The organism is Acidovorax sp. BL-A-41-H1 (assembly GCF_051942715.1).
In genome coordinates, this window is the sequence record NZ_JBPVJQ010000003.1 from 547,090 (window position 1) to 564,977 (window position 17,888).

Here is a 17,888-nt window from a genome sequence, read left to right on the forward strand (position 1 = left end):
GCAGCGTGGCGATCTGCTCCATCTGCTGCTGCCACTTCGGGGTGGGCCCGCGCCTGGCCGGGGTATTCCTGGCAGCCGCCTTGTCGTTGCTATTATTTCAATAGCTGCTAAGGCATATGAAACATCCGCCTGGAGCCAAAAAGGCTCAAAAAACCTGAAAAGCGCTCGCTATGGGCTGATCAACGGCGTGGGCCGCTGCATCTGCCGCCGCGGCGCCATGCGGCGCAGGGCAGCCGCTGCGCCTCGTCAGGTCCCGCCCACGTACGGGTTGCTCTGGCGCTCACGCCCGAACGTGCTCTCGGGGCCGTGGCCCGGGATGAACACGGTCTGGTCGCCCATGGGCCACAGGCGCTGCGTGATGCTGTCGATCAGGTCCTGGTGGTTGCCCTGCGGGAAGTCGGTGCGGCCGATGCTGCCGGCAAACAGCACGTCGCCCACAAACGCGCGGTCGATCTGCGGCGCATGGAACACCACATGGCCGGGCGTGTGGCCGGGGCAGTGGCGCACGTTCAGCGTCTCGTGGCCGATCTGCACCGTGTCGCCATCGGCCAGCCAGCGCGTGGGCGTGAAGTGCTGCGCGGGCGGAAACCCGAACATCGCGCTCTGCTGGGGCAGGCCGTCAATCCAGAACTGGTCGCCGGGGTGCGGGCCGATGATGGGTAGCGACAGGCGCTGTGCCAGCTCGCCGGTGCCGCCCGCATGGTCGATGTGGGCGTGGGTCAGCCAGATCTGTTCGAGCGTGAGGTTCAGCCGCGCGATCTCGGCCAGCAGGGTGTCCAGGTCGCCGCCCGGGTCCACGATGGCGGCCTGGTTCGTGGCGTCGCACCAGACGATGGAGCAGTTCTGCTGGAAGGCGGTGACGGGGACGGTGAGGTAGCGGAGCATGCGGCGGGCAGGGGATAAAAAGAGGGAACAGCGTGCGTATTTTGGCGCCTGGGCGCACCGGGTCGCGCAGCGGCCCTTCAGGCCCCTGCACCGGGCTGCGTTGCCAGCGCGCATGGCGCCTGGCGCAGCGCGCTGCCCAGGCACGTCACAGATTCGTGGCGGCGGTCACCTGGGCCATGTCGGTCAGGCCTTGCAGCACCTTCTCGATGCCGTCCTGGCGGAGGGTGCGCATGCCGGCGTTCAGTGCCAGGTGGCGCACTTCGGACGCGGGCGCGCGGTGGCGGATAGCCTGGCGGATCGGATCGTCGCTCATCATCAGCTCGTGGATGCCCAGGCGGCCGCGGTAGCCCAGGCCGTCGCAGGCCGGGCAGCCCGCGTGGCGCCACAGGCGTACCCGGCCTTCGGCGTCGCCATGGGCCTGGCGCCAGCGCTGCACCTGGGCGGCCTGCAGGTCGGCGGTGTTGTGCGCGCCGCTTTCCAGGTACTGCGAGGCCAGCTCCATCAGGGTGCCCTCGTCGGCCACAGTGGCCGTGCGGCAGGTGCTGCACAGCCGCCGCACCAGCCGCTGCGCCAGGATGGCCAGCAGCGAATCGGAGAAGTTGAACGGGTCCAGCCCGATCTCCAGCAGCCGCGCAATGCTCTCGGGCGCCGAGTTGGTGTGCAGGGTAGAAAGCACCAGGTGCCCCGTGAGCGAGGCCTCGATGGCGATGCGGGCGGTTTCCTCATCGCGCATCTCGCCGATCATCACCACGTCAGGGTCGGCGCGCAAAAAGGTGCGCATGGCCGCTGCAAAGGTCCAGCCGATGCGCGGATTCACCTGCACCTGGCGCAGGCCCTCCTGCGTGATCTCGATGGGGTCTTCGGCTGTCCAGATCTTGCGGCCGGCGGTGTTGATGTCGCTGATCACCGAGTGCAGCGTGGTGGTCTTGCCGCAGCCCGTGGGGCCGCACACCAGCACCAGGCCGTAGCTCTTTTGCACCACTGCGCGCAGGGTGGTCAGGTTGGCCGCGCTCAGGCCGATGCCGTCGAGCGGCAGGGGCTTGGCGCCCGCCAGCAGCCGCAGCACCACGTCTTCGAGTCCGCGAGAGGTGGGCACCGTGACCACGCGCAGTTCTACCGGCGGGCCGCCAAAGCGCGCAAAGTCGATCTTGCCGTCCTGGGGCTTTCGGTGCTCGGAAATGTCCATGCCCGCCATGATCTTGATGCGCGCCACCATTGCAAAGCGGTAGCGCGCGGGCAGTTCCAGGTAAGGCGTGAGGTCGCCATCGATGCGCAGGCGCACGCGCACGTTCTTCGGCGCGGGCTCGGTCTCGATGTGGATGTCGGAGGCGCGGTGGCTGATGGCCTCGTCGATCAGCGAGTTGATGAGCCGCACCAGCGTGTTGTCCGATTCGCTGATCACGTCGGCGTGTTCGGAATTGGCCTCGGGCAGGGCGCTGGCCAGGTTGGACACCAGCTCTTGCGAGGTGGGCCGCGCGCCCGGTGCTGCCGTGCCCCTGGCATCGGCCCCGCCCCGGTATGCACGCTGGATGGCCGGAGCCAGCGTACCCGGCGCGGCCTGCACCGGCACGATGCGCCGCTGGGTCAGAAAGCGCATTTCATCGGCCAGCATCTTGTCCCACGGATCGGCCATCAGCAGCACCAGTGCGTCGTCGCGGGCCAGCAGCGGCAACACCGATTCGCGTTCGGCCACGCTGCGCGGAATGAGCGCCAGGGCCGCCGGCTCGGGGGCAATGTCGCCGGGGTGGATGGCGTATTCGCCCAGCCAGGAGGCGATCACGCCGCGAAGCTGCTCTTGCGTCAATGCGCCGCGGTCCACCAGGACCTGCCCGATAGGGCGGTGCCGCCCGGTCTTGCGTTCATGCTGCTGCGCCTGCAATCCTTGTGCGAGCGAATCGACCGACAGCAGACCCGCATGGACCAGCGCCTCGCCCAGGTGGCGCGCGCCGCCGGCTCCTGCGTGGGGAGTGGACAGCTGCCGCCACAGGTCATCGGCACTGGCGGGACGGAAGGTGTGGGGCGCCGGGCTGAGCGGGGCCGCTGAAGCTGGTGCGGGGACGAGGGTCGGGGCTGAAGCAGAAGCGGAGAGCATTCGGAACGTGGCTGGCAGTGCGGCTCAGAAGCTCAGGTCGTACTCCACGGTAATGGGTGCGTGGTCTGAGAACTTCTCGCCCTTGTAGATGGACTCTGTGCGCGCCAGGGCCGCCAGCGCCGGTGTGGCCAGGTGGTAGTCCAGGCGCCAGCCCACGTTGTTGGCGTAGGCCTGGCCGCGGTTGCTCCACCAGGTGTAGGCGGTGTCGGTAGCCGTGGGTTGTAACAGGCGGTAAACATCCATCATGCCTCCGCCTTCATCAGTTGTGTGCAACAACTTTGTCATCCAGGCCCGTTCTTCCGGCAAAAAGCCACTGTTTTTCTGGTTGCTGCGCCAGTTTTTCAGATCGATCTGCTGGTGTGCGATGTTGATGTCGCCGCACAGGATGAATTCGCGCTCTGCCTTCAGCCGCATCAGGTGCGGGTGCATCTCTGCCAGAAAGCGGAATTTGGCCTGCTGCCGCTCTTCGCCAGAAGAACCGCTGGGGAAGTACGCACTGATGATCGAGAGCTTGCGCGCGGGCGTGTCAAAGCGCAGTTCCACATAGCGGCCCTCGGCATCGAACTCGGCCGAGCCGAAGCCCACGATCACGTCCGAGGGGATATGCCGTGTGTAGACGCCCACGCCCGAGTAGCCCTTTTTCTCGGCAAAGTGAAAGTGCCCCTGCAGCCCGGCCAAGCGCTCAAAGCGGTCTGCCATGTCTGCCGCCTGGGCCTTGATCTCCTGCACGCAAATACAATCCGGCCGCGTGGCTGCCATCCAGCTTTCCACGCCTTTGCTGGTGGCCGAGCGGATGCCATTGAGATTGAGGCTGGTTAATTTGAACAAGGATGTCCCCATGGTGGATGGTGTCGCGCAAGCCACTGAGCAGAACCAGCTGGCGCAGGAATTTGTGGGTTTTGCCGTTGAATCGGGCGTGCTGCGATTCGGCGAGTTCAAGACCAAGGCGGGCCGCATGAGCCCGTATTTCTTCAACGCGGGCCTGTTCGACGACGGCCTCAAGCTGGGACGGCTGGCCGAATTTTATGCAAAAGCCCTGCTGGCCAGCGGCATCGAATTCGACATGGTTTTCGGCCCCGCCTACAAGGGCATTCCGCTGGCGGCCACGGTGGCGGTGGAGCTGGCGCGCCTGGGTCGCAACGTGCCGTTTGCCTACAACCGCAAGGAAGCCAAGGACCACGGCGAAGGCGGCACCCTGGTGGGTGCGCCGCTCAAGGGCCGGGTGCTCATCATCGACGACGTGATGTCGGCCGGCACCGCCGCGCGCGAGTCGATCGCCATCATCCGCGCTGCCGGTGCCACCCCGCATGCGGTGGCCATTGCGCTGGACCGCCAGGAAAAAGCCACCGAGAATGGCCAGGACGTGGAGCACAGCGCAGTGCAGTACGTGCGCCAGCAGCTGGGCATGCAGGTGTGTGCCATTGCGCGCCTGGCAGACTTATTGCTGTACCTCTCCCACAATGGGGAAGAGGGGATGCGCTCCCACCACGAAAAAGTGCTGGCGTACCGCCAGCGGTACGGGGTTGACGAAAGGTAGGTCGTTTGAGCAATCAGGACTGGGTCAGGGGCGGGATACTGGCAGCGGTGGTGGTGTGTGTCACCGGGCTTGCCCACGCCCAGGCCGCGGGCGGCAGCATCTACACCTGCATCGACCGCAACGGTCGCAAGCTCACTGCCGACCGGCCCATTCCCGAGTGCCTGGACCGCGAGCAGCGCGAACTGGGTCCCACGGGCATCGTGCGCCGGCAGATCGGCCCTTCGCTCACCGAACAGGAACGTGCGGCTGTCGAAGCCCAGCGCCGCAAGGAGGCCGAAGAACGCTCCCGCCAGGTCGAGGAACGTCGGCGCGAGCGGGTGCTGACGGCCCGCTACCCGGACAAGGCCACCCACGATGTCGAACGCGCCGCCGCCATTGCCATGGTGGACGACGTGACCGCCACGGCTGAAAAGCGCATCGCCGAGCTGCGCGAGCAGCGCAAGACCTTCGACACCGAGATGGAGTTCTACAAGAAGGACCCCAACAAGGCGCCGATGACGCTGCGCCGCCGGATTGCCGAGAACGAAGACAGCATTGCCGAGCAGCAGAAGTTCCTAGCCGGGCAAGACCAGGAAAAGCGCCGTGTGCACCAGCGGTTTGATGCCGAACTGGCGCAGCTGCGCAGGCTGTGGGACGCGCAGCGCGCACCGGTGACGGGTACTGACGCAGTGCCTGCAGCGGCGGCTACCCGCTGAGCCGGCCGATCACCCTGGCCGGCGGCGCCGGCAAGGTCCGCTGAAGGGCTGGCGGGCACGAGGCATCAACAAGGCAAATCGCGCGCGGCGCCGATCACCCCAGCGCACGCATCAGCAACTGCTGCACACTCTGTGCGCGAACCAGCCAGGTCGGTGCCGTGCTGAACCCCCGAAAAAGAAGGGCCGGCAAAAGCCGGCCCTCCCCGTGATCTGCGCCACCCGTTTCGGGATGGGCTTGCAGCGGTCAGCCCGCCAGCTTGGCACGCAGCAGATCGTTGACCTGCTGCGGATTGGCCTTGCCCTTGCTGGCCTTCATGATCTGGCCTACCAGCGCGTTGAAGGCCTTGTCCTTGCCCGCACGGAACTGCGCCACGTTGTCGGCATTGGCGGCAATCACCTCGTCGATGATCTTCTCCAGCGCGCCGGTGTCGTTCATCTGCTTGAGGCCCTTGGCCTCGATGACGGCGTCCACATCGGCCGACTCGCCGGTCCACAGCGCATCAAACACCTGCTTGGCGGCGTTGTTGGAGATGGTGCCGTCGGCGATGCGGCCAATCAGCGCGGCCAGCTGCACGGCCGTCACCGGTGCGGCCTCAATCCCCGCTTCGCTGGTGTTCAGGCGGCGCGATACCTCGCCCATGATCCAGTTGCTCGCCAGCTTGGGCTGGCCGCACGCCTTGGCTGCTGCCTCAAAGTAGGCCGCCATGGCCTTGCTCTGCGTGAGCGTGGTGGCGTCGTATTCGGGCAGCCCGTAGTCGGCGACGAAGCGCGCAGCCATGCTGCGAGGCAATTCGGCCATGAGCGCACGTTCAGTCTGCACCCACTGCTCTGAAATATGTAGCGGCGGCAGGTCCGGATCGGGAAAGTAGCGGTAGTCTGCCGCGTCTTCCTTGGTGCGCATGGCGCGGGTTTCGCCCGTGTCGGGGTCGAACAGCACGGTGGCCTGCTGGATGGCGTGGCCATCCTCGATCTGGTCGATCTGCCAGCGGATTTCGTAGTCGATAGCCTGCTGCATGAACTTGAACGAGTTCAGGTTCTTGATCTCGCGGCGCGTGCCCAAGGGGCCGCCGGGCTTGCGCACGGAGACGTTGGCGTCGCAGCGGAAAGATCCCTCCTGCATGTTGCCGTCGCAGATGCCGATCCAGGTCACGATCTTGTGCAGCTCGCGGGCGTAGGCTACGGCTTCTTCGCTGCTGCGCATGTCGGGCTCGGTCACGATCTCCAGCAGCGGCGTGCCTGCGCGGTTCAGGTCGATGCCGCTTTGGCCGATGAAGTCTTCATGCAGCGACTTGCCGGCGTCTTCTTCCAGGTGGGCGCGCACCAGGCGCACGGTTTTCTTTTCATCACCCAGAAAGAACTCGACCTCGCCACCCTGCACCACCGGGATCTCGAACTGGCTGATCTGGTAGCCCTTGGGCAGGTCGGGGTAGAAGTAGTTCTTGCGGGCAAAAATGCTCACGGGCGCAATGTGGGAACCAAGGGCCAGGCCGAGGCGGATAGCGCAGGCCACCGCCTCGCGGTTCATCACCGGCAGTGTGCCGGGCAGGGCAAGGTCCACCGCGCAGGCCTGGGTGTTGGGCTCGGCGCCAAACGCAATCGGCGCGCGGCTGAAGATCTTGCTCTGCGTGGCAAGCTGGGCGTGGGTCTCGAAGCCGATGACGACTTCGTAGCCGTGGATCAATTTGCTGGTCGTCGTCATGTCACAGACCCCCGGGTTGGCGGAGGTGGAAATCGGTGGCCTGTTGCAGGCGGTGGGCGGCGGTGAGCAGGCGGCTTTCCTCAAAGTAATTGCCGATCAGCTGCAGCCCCACGGGCATGCCGCCCTCGCCAAAGCCGGCGGGCACGCTCATGCCGGGCAGGCCGGCCAGCGAGGCGGGCAGCGTGAAGATGTCGGCCAGGTAGTCGGCCAGCGGGTCGTTGCCGTGCTCGCCCAGCTTCCAGGCCACGGTGGGTGCCACTGGGCCGGCGATCACGTCGCAGCTCTTGAAGGCGTTCTGGAAGTCGTCGGCGATCATGCGGCGGATCTTTTGCGCCTGCAGGTAGTAGGCGTCGTAGTAGCCGTGGCTCAGCACGTAGGCGCCAATCATGATGCGGCGCTTGACCTCGTCGCCAAAGCCTTCGGCGCGGGTCTTCTTGTACATGTCCACCAGGTCGGTGTAGTCCTTGGCGCGGTGGCCGAACTTCACGCCGTCAAAGCGGCTGAGGTTGGACGACGCCTCGGCGGGCGCAATGATGTAGTACACCGGAATGGACAGCTCGGTGCGCGGCAGGCTGATGGGCACCAGCTTCGCGCCCAGCTTTTCGTATTCCTTGAGTGCGGCATCCACGGCAGCGCGTACATCAGGCGCCAGGCCGTCGCCAAAGAACTCAGCAGGGATGCCGATGCGCAGGCCGTCGATGCTGTCGTTGAGCTTGGCGCTGAAGTTTTCGGCGGGTACGTCGAGGCTGGTGGAATCACGGTCGGGATCAGGTCCGCACATGGCCGACAGCAGCAGGGCGCAGTCTTCAGCGCTGCGGGCCATGGGGCCGGCCTGGTCGAGGCTGGAGGCAAAGGCGACCATGCCGTAGCGGCTGGCGCGTCCGTAGGTCGGCTTGATGCCGGTGATGCCGCAGAACGATGCGGGTTGGCGGATGGACCCGCCGGTGTCGGTGCCTGTGACCGCCGGAGCCAAGCGCGCGGCCACGGCCACGGCGCTGCCGCCGGACGAGCCGCCCGGGATGCGATCGGTGGCCCAGGGGTTGCGCACCGGGGCGGGCGCGTCAAAGCCCACGGGGGCCACGGCCGAGTTCTCGTTGGCCGAGCCCATGGCGAACTCGTCGCAGTTGAGCTTGCCCAGCGTGACGGCGCCAGCGTCGGCCAGCCTGGTGACCACGGTGGCGTCAAAGGGCGACTGGTAGCCCGCCAGCATCTTGGAACCGGCGGTGGTGGGGAAGGCTTTGGTAACGAAGATGTCCTTGTGCGCGATGGGCACGCCTTCCAGCGCGCCCGCCGTGCCGGCGGCAATGCGCGCATCCGCAGCGCGGGCCTGGGCCAGGGTGGCGTCTTCGTTCAGGGCCACGTAGGCGCCCAGGTTCTGGTGCGCCTGGGCGCGGGCCAGGAAATGCTGCGCGGCTTCAACGGCCGAGAACTGTTTGGAACGCAGGCCGGCGGCCAGCTCGGAAACGCCCAGATCGTGCAGGGCTTGGGTGGAATTCGTCATGCTGGCGCGCCTTACTCGATCACTTTGGGCACAAGGAACAGGCCACGCTCGACGGCGGGGGCGCTTTTCTGGTTGGCCTCACGCTGGTTGGGTTCGCTGGCGACGTCCTCGCGCAGGCGCAACGTCACGTCCTGGATGGCCGCCACGGGGTGCGCCAGGGGCGCAACGCCCGAGGTATCCACAGCCCGCATTTTTTCCACGATGTCGAAGAAACCGTTGAGCTGCGTGAGCATGCGCTCACTTTCGGAAGACGTTAGTTCAAGCCGGGCAAGATTGGCGATGCGGCCAATGTCCTGGGGGGTCAGTGCCATAGGGAGAAAAATCTAGAGAAACCGGAAGTAAAGCTGCGGCCCCGGCCGAGTGGCGGGGAGTTATTCACAGGGGATGGGGTATTATCCCGGCTTTGCCGCAATAGCCCCCCATCTGCCGGTCATTGTGCGAAAAAAGCGAGTTTTGACCCCGTAAAACACGGCGATGGCAGGCCGACGCGCATGCCGTGCCCGAGAGGATTCCTGAATGTTCGGAGCTTTCCGTCGGTACTTCTCCACCGACCTGGCCATTGACCTTGGCACAGCCAACACCCTCATCTTTGCCCGCGACAAAGGCATTGTGCTCGACGAGCCATCCGTCGTTGCCATTCGCCACGAAGGCGGCCCCCACGGCAAGAAGGTCATCCAGGCCGTAGGCCGCGAAGCCAAGGCCATGCTGGGCAAGGTGCCCGGCAACATTGAAGCCATCCGGCCCATGAAGGACGGGGTGATCGCCGACTTCGTGATCACCGAGCAGATGATCAAGCAGTTCATCAAGATGGTGCACCCGCGCACGCTGTTCACCCCCAGCCCGCGCATCATCATCTGCGTGCCCTGCGGCTCCACCCAGGTCGAGCGCCGCGCCATCAAGGACGCGGCCGAAGCCGCTGGCGCCACCGCGGTCTACCTGATTGAAGAACCGATGGCGGCCGGCATCGGTGCCGGCCTGCCCGTCTCTGAAGCCTCCGGCTCGATGGTGGTGGACATTGGCGGCGGCACCACTGAAGTGGGAGTAATCTCGCTGGGCGGCATGGTCTACAAGGGCAGCGTCCGCGTGGGTGGCGACAAGTTCGACGAAGCCATCATCAGCTACATCCGCCGCAACTACGGCATGCTGATCGGTGAGCCCACCGCAGAAGCCATCAAGAAGAACATCGGTTCGGCCTTTCCGGGCTCCGAAGTGCGCGAGATGGAAGTCAAGGGCCGCAATCTGTCGGAAGGCGTGCCGCGCAGCTTCACCATTTCTTCCAACGAAGTGCTGGAAGCCCTGACCGACCCGCTCAACCAGATCGTCAGCGCCGTGAAGAACGCGCTGGAGCAGACTCCCCCCGAGCTGGGCGCCGACATTGCCGACCGCGGCATGATGCTGACCGGCGGTGGCGCCCTGCTGCGCGACCTCGATCGCCTGCTGGCCGAGGAAACCGGCCTGCCTGTGCTGGTGGCCGAAGACCCGCTGACCTGCGTGGTGCGCGGTTGCGGCATTGCGCTGGAGCGCATGGACCGTCTCGGCAGCATTTTCACGAGCGAGTAACCGGCGCTGCCTGTATCCTGCAGGCACTTTTTTCGCTCTGAACTGCATGACACCGTCCGCTCCTGTGGATTTCGAGCCTGCGTCCGTGGAAGCATTTCCACGCCCCCGCTTCTGACCGCCGCGCACCATGCCCCTGGGTACTCTGGAGCGCAGCGCGCCACCCTTTTTCAAGCAAGGCCCTTCGGCCCTGTCGCGCTTGGCGGTGTACAGCGCGCTCGCGGTGTTCCTGATGGTGGCCGACGCACGTTTTCAGCTGACGGGGCCCCTGCGGCTGGCCGTGGCAACCGCGCTGTACCCGATCCAGTGGGCCATGCTCAAGCCCGTGGAGTGGGCGAGCCACGGGTCCGGATATTTCCAGTCGCTCCAGCAGGCCCAGCAGGAGCTCGACGCCGCCCGCCAGCGCATGACGCAGATGGGCCAGCGCGCCAATCAGGCTGAACAGCTGGAGCTGGAAAACGGGCGGCTGCGCCAGCTGCTGGCCTTGCGCGACCGCCTCCAGACGCCGGCGCAGGCGGCAGAGGTCATCTATGACACGGCCGACCCCTTTACCCGCCGCGTGGTGATTGACCGCGGCCAGACCGGCGGGGTGGAGCCCGGCTCGCCGGTGATGGACGAAGCCGGCGTGCTGGGCCAGGTCACGCGCGTGTTTCCGCTGGTCAGCGAAGTCACCTTGCTGGTGGACCGCGACCAGGCGATTCCTGTGCTCAACATCCGCACCGGCGCCCGCGGCGTGGCCTATGGCGACCCGGTGGCAGGTAACGGCGGCGGCATGGAACTGCGCTTCATGCCCGCCAATGCCGATGTACGTGCCGACGACGTGCTGACCACCAGCGGCGTCGATGGCCTGTACCCGCCGGGCCTGCCCGTGGCCCGCGTGGTGCGCGTGGAGCGCCGGGCCGATTCGGCCTTTGCCCGTGTGTACTGCGTGCCGCTGGCCCAGGTGCAGGGCGCCCGCCATGTGGTGGTACTCAAGCCCCTGCCCGAAAACGCGCTGCCGCGGCCCGAGCCCGCGCACCCTGCACCCGCCAAACGCGGAGCCCGCAAATGATGGTCTGCATGACACCTGGGAGCCTTTGCCGCAGAGGGAGCATCGGCTGCAACGGGCGACAGACCGGTCTCTCGCCGCGCGCCTTCGGAGGGTCTTCGCGATGATCATGCCTCGCGGCGAACCGCTGCTGATGCCGGTCAACCCGGTGTTCATCGGGCTGAGCCTGGTGGCGGGGCTGGCCATCAACCTGCTGCCGCTGGGCCGGGTGGTCTGGACGCCCGATCTGCTGATGGTGCTGCTGGTGTTCTGGGGCGTGCACCAGCCGCTGCGCATCGGCATGGGCGTGGCGTTTGTGCTGGGCCTGTGCATGGACGTGGCCCAGTCGGCGCTGCTGGGCCAGCATGCGCTGGCCTACACCGTGCTGTCGTTTGCCGCCATTGCCATCCACCGCCGCCTGCTGTGGTACAGCGTGCCCTCGCAGGCCTTGCAGGTGCTGCCGCTGTTTGCGCTGGCCCATGCCATCGAGCTGCTGCTGCGCCTGGTCTCGGGCGGCATTTTTCCGGGCTGGTGGATCTTCCTGGCGCCCTTGCTGGAGGCCGTGCTGTGGCCCATGGCCAGCTGGGTGTTGCTGGCGCCGCAGCGCCGCCCGCCCGACAGCGACCAGAACCGGCCCCTGTAATCCCATGCCGCGCCGCCCCGTGAACCTTTCCCTTTGCACCGCATGGTGCGTGCACGCGAGCGCAGTTTCGCGCGCTGGCCCGCGGGGGGTAGCACGATGACCGAACTGGGCAGCAGCGAAGCCAGTGCATCGCGCTTTCGCTGGCGCATCATCGTTCTCGGCGCCGTGGTGCTGTTTGCATTCGGTCTGGTGGCGGCACGGCTGGTGTACCTCCAGGTGGTGCGGCACGACGACCTGGCCGCGCAGGCTGAAAGCAACCGCACGGCCGTAGTGCCCATCGTGCCCAACCGCGGGTTGATCCTGGACCGCAATGGCGTGGTGCTGGCCACCAACTACTCGGCCTACACATTGGAGATCACGCCATCGCGCGCGGGCAACCTCGACGAGACCATCGACCAGCTGTCCAAGGTGGTGGATATCCAGTCGCGCGACCGCCGCCGCTTCAAGCGCCTGATGGACGAGTCGCGCAACTTCGAATCGCTGCCCATCCGCACCCGCCTGACCGACCAGGAAGTCGCCCGCTTCACCGCGCAGCGCTACCGCTTCCCGGGCGTGGACATCAAGGCCCGGCTGTTTCGCAACTATCCGCTGGGCGATGTGGGCGCCCACGCCATCGGCTACATCGGCCGCATCAACCAGGCCGAAAAAGCACGTATCCAGGACACCGAGGACGAGGCCAACTACCGCGGCACCGAATACATCGGCAAGCTGGGCATCGAGCAGAGCTTTGAATCGGCGCTGCACGGCTCCACGGGCGTCGAGCAGATGGAGACCTCGGCCGGCGGGCGTGCCGTGCGCAAGCTCTCCAGCCACGCCGCCACACCGGGCGACAGCGTGATGCTGTCGATCGATATCAAGCTGCAAAAGCTGATCGAGGAGATGTACGGCGAGCGCCGCGGCGCGCTGGTGGCCATCGACCCGCGCAACGGCGAGATCCTGGCGCTGGTGAGCAAGCCCACGTTCGACCCCAACCTGTTCGTTGAAGGCATCGACGTGGAGAACTGGCAGGCGCTCAACGAGTCGATCGACAAACCGCTGCTCAACCGCGCGCTGCGCGGCGCGTATCCGCCGGGCTCCACCTACAAGCCGTTCATGGCGCTGGCCGCCCTGCAGCTGAACAAGCGCGCACCCAGCGTGATCGTGAACGATCCCGGCTTCTACACCTTTGGCGGCCACACCTTCCGCAGCCACGAAGGTGGCCTGGGCGGCGTGGACATGCACCGCGCCATCCAGCAGTCGAGCAACACGTATTTCTATTCGCTGGCCGTGGAGATGGGGGTGGACGCCATCCACGACTTCATGAAACCGCTGGGCTTCGGCCAGGTCACGGGGATCGATCTGAACGGCGAGCTGCGCGGCACCCTGCCCAGCACCGAGTGGAAGCGCAACGCCTACAAGCGCCCCGACATGAAGCGCTGGTACCCGGGCGAGACGGTGTCGCTGGGCATTGGCCAGGGCTACAACAACTTCACCATGCTCCAGCTGGCGCTGGCACAGGCCACCATGGCCAACGGCGGTGTGCGTTATCGCCCGCACCTGGCCAAGGCCATCAAGAATGCGGTGACCGGCGCCGTGACCGAGATCGAGCAGCCCCCGGGCGAGAACCTGGGCTACGCCCCGCGCAATGTCGAGATCGTGCGCAACGCCATGGTGGCCGTGAACAAGGGCGGCACGGGCACCCGCGTGTTCGCCGGTGCGCCTTACACCTCGGGCGGCAAGACGGGTACTGCGCAGGCCGTGAGCCTGGGCCAGAACGTCAAGTACAACGCCAAGTCGCTGGAGGAGCACCAGCGAGACCACTCGCTGTACGCCGCCTTCGCCCCGGCGGAGAACCCGACCATCGTGATTGCCGCCATCGTCGAGAACGCCGGTTTCGGTGCTGCCCATGCCGCTCCCATTGCCCGCCGCGTGTTCGACTACTGGCTTCTGGGCGACTACCCCAGCGAAGAAGACCTGGCCGCCGTGCAAAAGGGTCTGGCGGCTGCTCCCATCGGCAAGCCGCGCAAGGCGGTGGATGTGCCGCTGGCAGCGCCCTGATTAAAAAAGATAGCAATCAGGGTAATAAATACCTGGGCTACAGCCCGCTACGGCTTCAAAAGCCTGCCAGAGGCCGGTTTGGAGGCCCTCGCGGTGGTCCACAGGAGCCAACGGCGGGTTCATTTTCAAAATTGATAGCAATCAGTGCTTATGAACCAGGCGCTAGAGGCTGTTTTGACTGTTTCTTGCCGTCGCTATTCGGTGGATCAGTCCGCGGCGGACGCATCGCCTGTTTCGTCTACCGCGACCTCCAGCCAGCCACGCGGGCCAGCCGGGCCCAGCCATTGGTCGCATCCCACTCAGGTCCGCGCAAGGCGACCGCTCTGCGCCGGTGCCATCTGGCTGAACACCAGCGCGGCCACAATCAGCGTGGCCCCGGCCAGGCCCGCCCAGCCTAACTGTTCGCCCAGCAGTGCCCACGCGGTGAGGGCGGCAAACACGGGCTCCAGCCCGAACACGATGGCGCTGCGCATGGCGTCCACGCGCTGCTGGCCCCAGGCCTGCAGGCTCACCACCACCACGCTGGCCAGCAGGCCCAGGTAGAGCAGGGCCAGCAAGGCATCCGCCGGCAGGTCGGCTGTAGCGCGCAGCCAGTCCATGTTGCCGCTTTGCGCCAGCAGGAGCGTGGTGGCCGCCAGCGCCATCACCGTGGCCTGGGCAGCCGCCATGCGCGTGGCGCGCAGCGGCTGAGGGGCGTTGCGCCGGGCGCATTCCTCCAGCGCCAGGATGTATAGCGCGTAGAACACCGTGCTGGCCAGCGTCAGCGTATCGCCCAGGTTCCACGGCTCGTTCTCGTGGAACATCAGCGCCATGCCCGCCAGCGCCATGGTGCACGCCGCCCACAGCCGCCAGCCGTAGCGCCGGCCCAGCAGCGCCATGGCAATCAGCGGCACCACCAGCACGTTCAGACCCGTCACAAAGGCGTTGCGGTTGCTGCTGGTGCGCGCCAAGCCCTCGATCTGCAGCCAGAACGCCAGGAACAGCAGCAGCCCCAGCCCGCAGCCCCACAGCCGCTCGGTCCGGCGCATGCCCCACCACAGCGGTGCCAGCACGGCCAGCGCAATCACAAAGCGCAGCCAGATGATCTGCAATGCATCGAGGTGGGCCGACAGCAGCTTCATCGCCGGGAACGTCGTGCCCCACACCACGGTCACCACCAGCAGGGCCAGCAGGCCCAGGCGTTCGGGTTTCATAAAGTCCCACACAAAAAGAAAAAGGCTGGCCGGTTTCCCGGCCAGCCTGTCTAGGCGCAAGCCAGGGTCAGTTGAAGAGGTAACGGGCCTGCAGGTTCAGGCGCAGCATGTCGCCCTGCTGGCCGTCAAACGTGGTGCGGCGGCCGCCGATGAGTTCGCCGCCCAGTTCCACGTTCTTGATTGGCAGGTAGTACATGCCGGCATGCCACTGGTACAGCTTGTGGTTGCCTTCGGCGCCGTAGGCGTTCACGTAGGCATCGCCCAGCTTGTTGCGCGAGCGCACCATGCCCAGCGAGACCGTGCCGCGCAGCTGTTCGCTGAAGATGTTGGACAGTCCCAGCACCACGCCCTGCGATTTGTCCAGGCGCACGGTGCCGCCATCGAGCACAGGGTAGTTGGTGCCCACCAGGTAGGCACCGTCGCCATCGCCGTCCAGGCGCGTGTACTGCGCCATCAGCGTGGTGGTGCCGGTGATCTTGTAGCCAGCGCCCAGGCCAAAGCCCATGCCGCGCTTGCTCACGCCGTTGACGCGCTGCTCGTGCGACAGCAGACGCACGTTCACGTTGCCCCAGTCGTAGGCCTTGTCGGCGCGGGCCACCAGGTTGGGGCTGCGTGCGCCGTCGGCAGGCTCTTCCACTGCGAACTGGAACTTGGCCAGGTTGGGGTTGTTGTAGGTGTAGCGGATCTGCGCGGGGCGGCGGAAGGTAGCGCCGGGCGGGCCATTGAAGTCCACCGTCTCGGGCAGGTTGTCCACGTCCATGAAGGTCGACCAGGTCTGGCCGATCAGCCAGCCGGCGTATTCGCCGTAGGCGTGGCGCAGGCGCAGGCGGTTGCGGTTGCACTCGCTGCCGCAATAGGCATAAAAGTCGGCTTCGATCTTGGTGTTGAAGGTGCCGACCGATGTGGGGGTGGAGGTCTCGAAACCGAAGCGCGAGGTTTGCGCGGTCAGGCTGGTCTTGCCGCTGCCGGTCTTGACCAGGGGCTGCTCCATCAGGTTGGTGAAGGTGTCGCCGGGGGCCGTACCCTTGGCGTCCTTGACCATGTTGGCCTCGGCATAGCCGTAGATGCGGATGGAGGTCTCGCTGCCGGGCAGGCGGAAGCTGCCAGGGATGTCGCCCAGCACCACGGCGTCCTTTTGCTTGAGCTCAACGGCGTCGATGCGGTCGTTCCAGGCCGAGGCCGAAGCGGCAGGGGCTGCTGCGGGCGCCTGCGCCTGCTGGGCCTTGATCTGGTTGAGCTCGGCACGCAGGGCCTTGAGCTCGTTGCGCATGTCTTCGAAGTCCTTGGCCGACTGGGCGAAGGCCGCAGGCGGCAGGCTGCACAGGCCGGCGGCCATCAGGGCGAGGAACGTGTGGTTCAGTTTCATGGGAGTCACTCCGGTAGGGGTTATGGTTTTTCTGGGGTAGTCGTGGACCTGGATCTCAGGTGTCCATGGCATCTGGGGTGGGTCGGAACGGGCCGCGAGAACGCAGGGGGTGCTTCATATCAGCTGGTCATGCGGCCGATGAAGGCGCGGATGCGGTCATTGGCGGGGTTGCTGAAAAACTCCTGCGGCGGGGCGTCGTGGGCAATGCGGCCCTGGTCGAAAAACATCACGCGGTCGGCCACCTCGCGCGCAAAGCCCATCTCGTGGGTCACCACGATCATGGTCATGCCGCCGCGGGCCAGTTCGCGCATCACGTCCAGCACCTCCTGCACCATCTCCGGGTCCAGCGCCGAGGTGGGCTCGTCAAACAGCATCACCTTGGGCTGCATGGCCAGTGCCCGGGCAATGGCCACGCGCTGCTGCTGTCCGCCCGAAAGCTGCCAGGGGTACTTGTGCGCATGGGCCTGCATTCCCACGCGGGTCAGCAGCGCCATGGCTTGCTCGTTGGCCTGCGCGCGCGGGGTGTGGCGGATGCGGCGCGGCGCCAGCGTCACGTTGTCGAGCACGCTCATGTGACCGAACAGGTTGAACTGCTGGAACACCATGCCGACTTCGCTGCGCTGCTTTTGCAGGGTGGGCAGGTCGTCCGTCACCTCGACACCATCGATGGTGATACGGCCCGCGTCGTGCGGCTCCAGCCGGTTGATGGCACGCAGCAGCGTGCTCTTGCCCGAGCCCGACGCGCCGATGATCACGGTGACCTCGCCGGTGTTGAACACGGTGGACACATTGCGCAGCACCTGGTGGCTGCCAAATGACTTGCAGACCCCGTCGGCCACGATGAAGGGAGTGGGCTGCGCGCTCATTGGTTGCGGCCCTCCACATCAAAGCGGTACTCCACCGCGTTGCTGATCTGCGTGACCAGCGTGGTCAGCAGCAGGTATGTGATGGCCACGGTGGACAGCGTGGCTATGGGCTGGAACGTGGCCGACTGGATGCGGTTGCCCACATTGGTCAGCTCGACCACGCCGATGGCGTAGGCCAGCGACGAGTCCTTGAGCAACGCGACAAAGTTGCTTACCAGCGGCGGCAGCGAGATCTTGAAGGCCTGCGGAAACACAACGTCCAGGAACACATGCACGCGGCCCAGGCCCAGCGCCTTGGCGGCTTCAGTCTGGCCACGCGGCACGGCCAGCAGGCCGGCGCGGATGGCTTCGGCGTTGTACGCGCCCACGTTCAGGCCCAGCGCCAGCACGGCGGCGGCAAAGTCGGGCAGGTTCAGGCCCGGCACCAGCACGGGCAGCGCAAAGTACACAAACAGGATCTGCACCAGCAGCGGCGTGCCGCGGATCACCCAGATATAGAAGCTGGCCACCCAGCGCACGGCGGCCCAGCGGGCGGTGCGCGCCAGGGCTGCGCCCGTGCCCAGCGCCAGGCCCAGCGTGCCGCTGACCAGCGTGAGCCACAGCGTCATGCGCGCACCGTCAGAGAAAGCCTGCGCGTTGGGCCCGATCGGATCGGGCAGGAAGGACAGCAGCTTGCCGAGCAGCGCAAGCGCCAGCACCATCAGCACCACGGCCGAGATGAGGGTGGCATTGCTGCGCTGCTGGCGGGTCCAGCGCTGGGGCCAGAGGGCGATGAGCATCAGGGAATCCG

General features: G+C 66.3%; 16 protein-coding genes. 6 read left to right on the plus strand and 10 right to left on the minus strand.

What is annotated here, in order from left to right:
- Nucleotides 1-246: 246 nt before the first annotated feature.
- The 3 genes from ACTPOI_RS03560 to ACTPOI_RS03570 form a co-directional block, all read right to left on the minus strand.
- Nucleotides 247-885 (minus strand): MBL fold metallo-hydrolase, encoded by a 639-nt coding sequence (locus ACTPOI_RS03560; protein WP_440106474.1) that lies wholly within the window; start codon nt 883-885, stop codon nt 247-249.
- 145 nt (nt 886-1,030) lie between these two features.
- A complete protein-coding gene (locus tag ACTPOI_RS03565) occupies nt 1,031-2,977 on the minus strand; it encodes a GspE/PulE family protein (protein WP_440106476.1) in 1,947 nt (648 codons plus the stop codon).
- A gap of 24 nt (nt 2,978-3,001) precedes the next feature.
- Nucleotides 3,002-3,805, minus strand: coding sequence for an exodeoxyribonuclease III (locus tag ACTPOI_RS03570; RefSeq protein WP_440106478.1), 804 nt, complete (start codon nt 3,803-3,805; stop codon nt 3,002-3,004).
- 10 nt (nt 3,806-3,815) lie between these two features.
- Between ACTPOI_RS03570 and pyrE the strand changes: the two genes are divergently transcribed.
- Together pyrE and ACTPOI_RS03580 are read left to right on the plus strand one after the other, a co-directional pair.
- Entirely contained in the window at nt 3,816-4,514 is a 699-nt protein-coding gene (gene pyrE, locus ACTPOI_RS03575; protein WP_440106480.1) for an orotate phosphoribosyltransferase, read from the plus strand.
- 5 nt (nt 4,515-4,519) lie between these two features.
- On the plus strand, nt 4,520-5,209 hold the full coding sequence (locus tag ACTPOI_RS03580; RefSeq protein ID WP_440106482.1) for a DUF4124 domain-containing protein: 690 nt from the start codon (nt 4,520-4,522) through the stop codon (nt 5,207-5,209).
- Nucleotides 5,210-5,453: 244 nt separating this feature from the next.
- On the opposite strand, the gene gatB is transcribed toward ACTPOI_RS03580, so the two are convergent.
- Genes gatB through gatC form a run of 3 tightly spaced genes read right to left on the minus strand, consistent with a single transcriptional unit; the run spans nt 5,454 to nt 8,720 of the window.
- Entirely contained in the window at nt 5,454-6,908 is a 1,455-nt protein-coding gene (gatB, locus tag ACTPOI_RS03585; protein WP_440106484.1) for an Asp-tRNA(Asn)/Glu-tRNA(Gln) amidotransferase subunit GatB, read from the minus strand.
- A gap of 1 nt (nt 6,909) precedes the next feature.
- Nucleotides 6,910-8,409 carry an Asp-tRNA(Asn)/Glu-tRNA(Gln) amidotransferase subunit GatA gene (gene gatA, locus ACTPOI_RS03590; protein WP_440106486.1) on the minus strand — a complete coding sequence of 500 codons (1,500 nt, stop codon included), beginning with the start codon at nt 8,407-8,409 and terminating at the stop codon, nt 6,910-6,912.
- Nucleotides 8,410-8,420: 11 nt separating this feature from the next.
- The gene (gatC, locus tag ACTPOI_RS03595) at nt 8,421-8,720 is read right to left on the minus strand and encodes an Asp-tRNA(Asn)/Glu-tRNA(Gln) amidotransferase subunit GatC (RefSeq protein ID WP_440106488.1); all 300 of its coding nucleotides are present in this window, start codon (nt 8,718-8,720) and stop codon (nt 8,421-8,423) included.
- Between the two features lie 205 nt (nt 8,721-8,925).
- Here gatC and ACTPOI_RS03600 point away from each other — a divergent pair, with 205 nt between their 5' ends.
- The 4 genes from ACTPOI_RS03600 to mrdA all read left to right on the plus strand — a co-directional run bounded on the left by ACTPOI_RS03600 (nt 8,926) and on the right by mrdA (nt 13,673).
- Nucleotides 8,926-9,969 (plus strand): rod shape-determining protein, encoded by a 1,044-nt coding sequence (locus tag ACTPOI_RS03600; RefSeq protein ID WP_005798130.1) that lies wholly within the window; start codon nt 8,926-8,928, stop codon nt 9,967-9,969.
- 127 nt (nt 9,970-10,096) lie between these two features.
- A complete protein-coding gene (gene mreC, locus ACTPOI_RS03605) occupies nt 10,097-11,017 on the plus strand; it encodes a rod shape-determining protein MreC (RefSeq protein ID WP_440106491.1) in 921 nt (306 codons plus the stop codon).
- 100 nt (nt 11,018-11,117) lie between these two features.
- Nucleotides 11,118-11,636: a rod shape-determining protein MreD gene (mreD, locus tag ACTPOI_RS03610; protein ID WP_440106493.1), complete on the plus strand. Its 519-nt coding sequence runs from the start codon at nt 11,118-11,120 to the stop codon at nt 11,634-11,636.
- A 96-nt stretch (nt 11,637-11,732) separates the two neighbouring features.
- Nucleotides 11,733-13,673 (plus strand): penicillin-binding protein 2, encoded by a 1,941-nt coding sequence (gene mrdA / locus ACTPOI_RS03615; RefSeq protein WP_440108255.1) that lies wholly within the window; start codon nt 11,733-11,735, stop codon nt 13,671-13,673.
- A gap of 299 nt (nt 13,674-13,972) precedes the next feature.
- Here mrdA and ACTPOI_RS03620 read toward each other — a convergent pair whose 3' ends face one another.
- From ACTPOI_RS03620 to ACTPOI_RS03635, 4 genes are all read right to left on the minus strand, one after another.
- Nucleotides 13,973-14,866, minus strand: a complete 894-nt coding sequence (locus tag ACTPOI_RS03620) for a DMT family transporter (protein WP_440106495.1) — start codon at nt 14,864-14,866, stop codon at nt 13,973-13,975.
- A 67-nt stretch (nt 14,867-14,933) separates the two neighbouring features.
- Nucleotides 14,934-16,232, minus strand: coding sequence for a DcaP family trimeric outer membrane transporter (locus ACTPOI_RS03625; RefSeq protein WP_440106497.1), 1,299 nt, complete (start codon nt 16,230-16,232; stop codon nt 14,934-14,936).
- Nucleotides 16,233-16,351: 119 nt separating this feature from the next.
- Nucleotides 16,352-17,098 (minus strand): amino acid ABC transporter ATP-binding protein, encoded by a 747-nt coding sequence (locus tag ACTPOI_RS03630; RefSeq protein WP_440106499.1) that lies wholly within the window; start codon nt 17,096-17,098, stop codon nt 16,352-16,354.
- Nucleotides 17,095-17,877, minus strand: coding sequence for an amino acid ABC transporter permease (locus tag ACTPOI_RS03635; RefSeq protein ID WP_291519164.1), 783 nt, complete (start codon nt 17,875-17,877; stop codon nt 17,095-17,097). Before ACTPOI_RS03635 ends, ACTPOI_RS03630 begins: the two co-directional genes overlap by 4 nt.
- Nucleotides 17,878-17,888: the final 11 nt, after the last annotated feature.

Excerpts from the sequence above, each read along its gene's own strand:
- ACTPOI_RS03560 (WP_440106474.1), bottom strand. The coding sequence starts at position 885 with ATGCTCCGCTACCTCACCGTCCCCGTCACCGCCTTCCAGCAGAACTGC.
- ACTPOI_RS03565 (WP_440106476.1), bottom strand. The coding sequence starts at position 2,977 with ATGCTCTCCGCTTCTGCTTCAGCCCCGACCCTCGTCCCCGCACCAGCT.
- pyrE (WP_440106480.1), top strand. The coding sequence starts at position 3,816 with ATGGTGGATGGTGTCGCGCAAGCCACTGAGCAGAACCAGCTGGCGCAG.
- gatB (WP_440106484.1), bottom strand. The coding sequence starts at position 6,908 with ATGACGACGACCAGCAAATTGATCCACGGCTACGAAGTCGTCATCGGC.
- gatA (WP_440106486.1), bottom strand. The coding sequence starts at position 8,409 with ATGACGAATTCCACCCAAGCCCTGCACGATCTGGGCGTTTCCGAGCTG.
- gatC (WP_440106488.1), bottom strand. The coding sequence starts at position 8,720 with ATGGCACTGACCCCCCAGGACATTGGCCGCATCGCCAATCTTGCCCGG.
- ACTPOI_RS03600 (WP_005798130.1), top strand. The coding sequence starts at position 8,926 with ATGTTCGGAGCTTTCCGTCGGTACTTCTCCACCGACCTGGCCATTGAC.
- mreC (WP_440106491.1), top strand. The coding sequence starts at position 10,097 with ATGCCCCTGGGTACTCTGGAGCGCAGCGCGCCACCCTTTTTCAAGCAA.
- mreD (WP_440106493.1), top strand. The coding sequence starts at position 11,118 with ATGATCATGCCTCGCGGCGAACCGCTGCTGATGCCGGTCAACCCGGTG.
- mrdA (WP_440108255.1), top strand. The coding sequence starts at position 11,733 with ATGACCGAACTGGGCAGCAGCGAAGCCAGTGCATCGCGCTTTCGCTGG.
- ACTPOI_RS03620 (WP_440106495.1), bottom strand. The coding sequence starts at position 14,866 with ATGAAACCCGAACGCCTGGGCCTGCTGGCCCTGCTGGTGGTGACCGTG.
- ACTPOI_RS03625 (WP_440106497.1), bottom strand. The coding sequence starts at position 16,232 with ATGAAACTGAACCACACGTTCCTCGCCCTGATGGCCGCCGGCCTGTGC.
- ACTPOI_RS03630 (WP_440106499.1), bottom strand. The coding sequence starts at position 17,098 with ATGAGCGCGCAGCCCACTCCCTTCATCGTGGCCGACGGGGTCTGCAAG.
- ACTPOI_RS03635 (WP_291519164.1), bottom strand. The coding sequence starts at position 17,877 with ATGCTCATCGCCCTCTGGCCCCAGCGCTGGACCCGCCAGCAGCGCAGC.